The organism is Butyricicoccus sp. (genome assembly GCF_050872565.1).
GTDB lineage: Bacteria > Bacillota > Clostridia > Oscillospirales > Butyricicoccaceae > Butyricicoccus_A.
In genome coordinates this window covers 1-5,144 of sequence record NZ_JBNMHC010000154.1, presented here as the reverse complement: position 1 = coordinate 5,144, position 5,144 = coordinate 1, and the positions used below count along the sequence as shown (strand labels likewise).

Sequence of the window (5,144 nt, the reverse complement as noted above, 5' to 3'; positions counted from 1 at the left end):
TCTGGAATATGGACTTGTGCGGCAAGCAGCATGTCGCGCCAATCCGGCTTGTTGATTTCCAATTGCAGCAATTGGTTAAAGATCTGCGTCAGACAGGCTTCATTCCAAAATGCCTGAGACCAGCAAAAGGTATCCTCTTCCGTGTCTTCTTCAGGAAATGGAAATAAGATAGCATCATATTCATCTTGTATGGCGCGGGCAGTGCGATATAAAACATCGGTTTTTTCGTCAAAGGAACAAGTTGTTTCCGGCTTGATGAGATGAAATAATTTTTCTCGCATCGAAAACAGCACTTGCTCTAGTGCGTCTTCGGTATCGGTGCCTTGGTCAGATACATCGGATTCTTGTATCGTATCCCACTGAGGATAGTCGGTCTTCTGTAGAATGAGCCGCGCTGCGGCTTCACAGCACAAGCCAAGACCGTCCTCGCGCCCGCCGGAAAACCATTCAAAATAGCGCGGATGATCGGTACAGATTTGTGCCATGTGCGGTTCGCCTAGATTCTGATAGACTTCACATAGATTGCAGGAATTTAATAAGGGACAGCGCTCTTGTGTATCAAGCAAAAAATGTGCAGTACCTGTTTCTGGGTCAGGGCGAGAAATGCTCGCGCGGAGTTTTTCGCCAAAAGCACCGGGAATCGTTTGATAATAGGCGAGTGAATCGGCATCGACATCAATTTCCCAGCCGATACAGCAGTTCTCTGTGCAGTCAGAGCCAATACAGTGAAACTCTTTATAATATAAAGGGCGGCGAATATAGCCCATTTTCATCACCTCGTAATCGTAGCATGAGTTTATTATAACAGAAACGGGAGAAAGAAGAAAATTTTTTCAGAACACTTTTCTTTTTGCACAATTTTCGGTATAATGCGAGAGGGAGAAGAAACTCCTATCACACAACAAGGAGGATATAACCATGATTAAGATCACAGCAAGACAGGTGATTAAGAAGGAATGCATCGCAAAATATCGCGAGCTGACTCGTGAGCTGGTTGAGAAATCTCAGGCAGAGGAAGGCAACATTTCGTACACCTCGAACCAGAGCATGAAGGACGAGCGCGTCCATTGCTTCATTGAGTACTGGAAGGATCAGGCAGCGATTGACGCACACAATGCGACGGAGCATTTTTGCCGCATTATTCCGCAGTTGGGCGAGCTGTTCGATGAGCCGGAGATTGTCGATCTGTATCAGGAAGTAGAATTCTAAGCTGGTAGAACAACATAGCATAAGGCATCGTTTCTCAGGAGACGGTGCCTTTTTTGGAAATAAATTTCAGAATTGATTGACATTTTGCACAAAATATTCCGTAAAAAATTGTAACAAACGGAGTTTTATTTTTAATTTGGGAAAAAATGTTGAATTTTATTTCGTATAATGTTAAGATGTTTTAACAAATCTATCACAGAATGTTCACAAAGAGAGAGAATCTGTGGCAGAAAAATCAGCCGTGCAGCGGAAAGGAGGATTTTGCACGCTCCGTAGAGAGAGGATTTTTTAGAGAGGAGAGAAAACGAACATGAGTAAGGTATTCAAACGGATGCAAGCGATGTTCCTAGCGGTCATTATGATCGTAGGCGTTCTTCCGACGGTTTCTCAGGCAGACGATGTCGGCGCCAAGTTCAAGAATGGCCCGTATCTGCTTGCTCCAAAAGAAAACAGCATGGTCGTCGTATGGGAAAGCACGGAAAACGTGCCGTCAACCATCGCATATGGCAAGGACAAGGATGCGTTGTGCGATCCTATTTCAGTAGAAGTCAATGAGGATGCACCGGATTTTCAGGGAACAAAGATGAATTTGTTCCACTACAAGCTGGATAATCTGGAGGCAGGCACCCGGTATTACTACGAAGTAAAGCTGGAAAATGGTGAAACCTGTTCCGCAAGTTTCCGGACACTGAGCAGCGATCCGAGTCAGATTCGCATGATTACCCTGTCTGATTCGCATATTTTTGCAACCAGAAATGAGCTGGATGCGGCAGTGAAGGAATTTGACCCAGATGTCATGCTGCACTGCGGCGACTTGGTAGAGGGCACAGGTGCACAGGCAGAGCAGTTTAGCTTCTGGTTCCAGGGCAAGGCGGATAACGACTTTATCCACAGCTATCCTATCGTGTATTCCAGTGGCAACCACGACCAGGGCGGCGTATACTTTAACACGTATGTATACTCGATTCAGGACAAGGAATACGGCGGAACCGTAGAGGGCGACAGCTCCTTTAACTACGGCGGTATTCACATCATCACGATGAACAGTAACCCGTGGGGTCTGTTCCAGATGAATTCGGAAGCAACCGGCGCGCAGGCAGATGAAGCTACTCTCAAGACCATTGAGAATGCCATGAATTGGCTGAAGGCAGATCTGAAGACCGACGCAGCAACTAAGGCTGACTTCCGCATGATTATGATGCACCATCCGGTATCCGATGCATACACCAAGCGGTATATTCCGGACGTTATCGAGCCGGGCAAGGTTGACCTGATGATTTCCGGTCATACCCACAGTTATGCACGTGCGGTATCTTCCAATCCGGAAGTTGGTGCAGGTACCATTTATCTGACCCATCAGGACGCAAGAACCTATAACAAGAAAGGCGATTTCTTCTATATCACCCGCGATAAGGATTCCGATGTTCTGAGAGTAGAAAACTACGGCGCAACAGGCGAAGGCGCAGAGAGCAAGCTCGCAAACACCACACTGGTTGCAAAGGAAAAGCAGCAGCTCAAGTGGTCGGATATTTCGATTGAACCGACTGATGTTCTGTACAACGGCGAAGTGACGGTCAAGGCAACCGTGACCAACGTAGGCAAGGGTCTGGCAGCAGCAGTGATTCCGGTAGACGACAACGGCGAAACCCGGTATCTGTATGAGTTTGAAGACGGCATTGTAACACTGGATCCGGGCGAATCGGCAACACTGAGCGGCACGCTTCGCATGACATCTTTGGGCAAACACACCTTGAAGCTGGCAGACAAGACGGTTGACGTGAATGTTACCTATCGTGAGCCGACTGCGGATTATGCCAATGTTCGCATCAAGCAGGGCGATAAGGAGAACAGCGATCCGACCAGCAATGTTCTGCACATTAAGGCAGACGTCAACAACATCGGCAATGATGCAGGTACCTTTGTTGCAGAGTTCAAGGTAAATGGCGAGACCAAGGACAGCAAGAAGTATTCGTTGAAGTCCGGCGAATCCAAGGTAGCAGAGTTCTCGTACACCTTTGACAAGGCTGGCGATTATGAAGTAACCATCGGCAATGCAAAGCCGCAGACCATCACGGTAGAAGGCTCCATTCAGGGTATGCCGATTGTCAAGGACAAGTCCGGCAACGGCAATGATGCGTACATCCATGGTCAGCCGGAGTACGGCACAGATGACAATGGCAAGCAGACGCTGGTTCTGGACGGCAAGCGCGATTATCTGGAAATTCCGGACAACGGCGGCTACACCCCGAAGGATTCCATGACCGGCATGGTATGGGCAAACCTGCCGAGTGCAGGCACCACCAAGGGCGGCGTTTCTGAGCTGACCGAGCAGTATGTTGATTTGGACGGCAAGGGCGCGATTCCGGATCACAACCCGCTGATGGTCAAGGGCATTGGCCTTGGCTGGGGCACACCGTACATGTTCCGCATGGCAGTTCGTGAGACCGGCAAGGTAACGTATGGCGTATGCTTGCAGGACGACAACGGTGAGTTCAGCTGGAATGACGGCAGCGATGACAACTTTGGCATCAAGAAGGACACATGGGTACAGTACACCAGTGCATTTGATTTCGAGACCGGCGGCGATTCCTACGAGAATGACATTCATTCTGCTCACGTAGACAAGCCGGCATTTACTGCACCGATTAAGACTTGGGACGGCGAGCCGATGTACATCGGTCTGGGCTTCAAGAACACCTTGCAGACCAAGCGCAACCGCGGCATGTATCACACCATGCTTCCGGGTGCTGTCTCTCAGGTACGATTCTATACCTCCAAGCTGTCAGAAGAAGAAGTTACCGCTGTGCGCAATGACCCGACAGAAGGCGGCGCATCCGCAGATAACATGAAGATCTGGCTGGATTTCGAGAGCACCAACATTGACACGGTCGGCAAGCACACGACAGAATGGGTAGAAATTACCGATGCTCCGACCAAGCTGGCATATGACACAGCATTTGCAGGCAAGGCTTCCATTACCGCAACCGTACAGACTTCCGATGATGGCAAGACCATCAAGGACGAAAAGAAGATTGAACTGGCAAATGGCAGCAATTCCGCAGATCTGACCGGCATGGCAAAGGCAAAATATGCCCGCATCATCACCGACTTTGTATCCGATCTGAACGCAACAGAATCCAGCGTACCGGTTCTCAACACGTATGCACTGACCGCAGGCGAGACCAAGACTTGGGATACGCTGGTTGATTGGCAGAAGGGTACCTTTGAAGGTGCAGCAGGCCATCAGGACAGCACGGTTTACAAGAACTACGCAAAGGATTACGATGATTACGGTACCGTAGGCGAAGGTCAGGAAGACGAGACCAAGTTTACAGACATTGAGAATCATTGGGCAGAAGAGTACATCAAGCGCGCAGAAAAGCTGGAGCTGTTCGGCGGCACATCCCCGACGACGTTCTCTCCGGATCTTGCGATGACTCGCGGCATGTTCGTTCAGGTACTGAGCAATCTGGCAAAGATTGACGCCGCAGAATATGCAGGCAAGAGCAAGTTTACAGACGTCAAGGAAGACGACTACTTCTGTGCATCGGTCAACTGGGCACAGAAGAACGGCATCGTAGGCGGTACATCCCCAACCACCTTCTCTCCGAATGACAACATTACGAGAGAGCAGACCGCCGTTATGATGGCTCATTACATGGATTACGCAAAGATTACTCTGCCGGAGACCGAAGTTCCTGCTTTTGCAGACAGCAATCAGGTTTCCGCTTATGCAGTCGAAGCAGTGCAGAAGATGCACGCTACCGGCCTGATGCTGGGCAGAGGCGATAATTTGTTTGTTCCGAAGGGACAATCCACAAGAGCCGAGATGGCAACCATCCTCGTCAAGTTCTGTGACAAGATCGGTTAAAAAAACAGCAAATCCCCGCTATTATGCAGGCACCTTTCCGATTGGGAGGGTGCCTGTTTTTGCG

The 5,144-nt window shown here is 49.3% G+C and carries 3 protein-coding genes; 2 read left to right on the top strand and 1 reads right to left on the bottom strand.

The features are described from left to right. Positions 1-767, bottom strand: a 767-nt coding sequence (gene fliB / locus ACR0P9_RS07380; protein WP_432618786.1) for a flagellin lysine-N-methylase, incomplete at its 3' end; no start/stop codon positions are given. A 151-nt stretch (positions 768-918) separates the two neighbouring features. On the opposite strand from fliB, the gene ACR0P9_RS07375 reads away from it, so the two are divergent. Together ACR0P9_RS07375 and ACR0P9_RS07370 are read left to right on the top strand one after the other, a co-directional pair. Next, the gene (locus ACR0P9_RS07375; protein WP_432618784.1) at positions 919-1,209 is read left to right on the top strand and encodes a putative quinol monooxygenase; all 291 of its coding nucleotides are present in this window, start codon (positions 919-921) and stop codon (positions 1,207-1,209) included. A 310-nt stretch (positions 1,210-1,519) separates the two neighbouring features. After that, the gene (locus ACR0P9_RS07370) at positions 1,520-5,080 is read left to right on the top strand and encodes an S-layer homology domain-containing protein (protein WP_432618782.1); all 3,561 of its coding nucleotides are present in this window, start codon (positions 1,520-1,522) and stop codon (positions 5,078-5,080) included. The last annotated feature ends 64 nt before the right edge of the window (positions 5,081-5,144 follow it).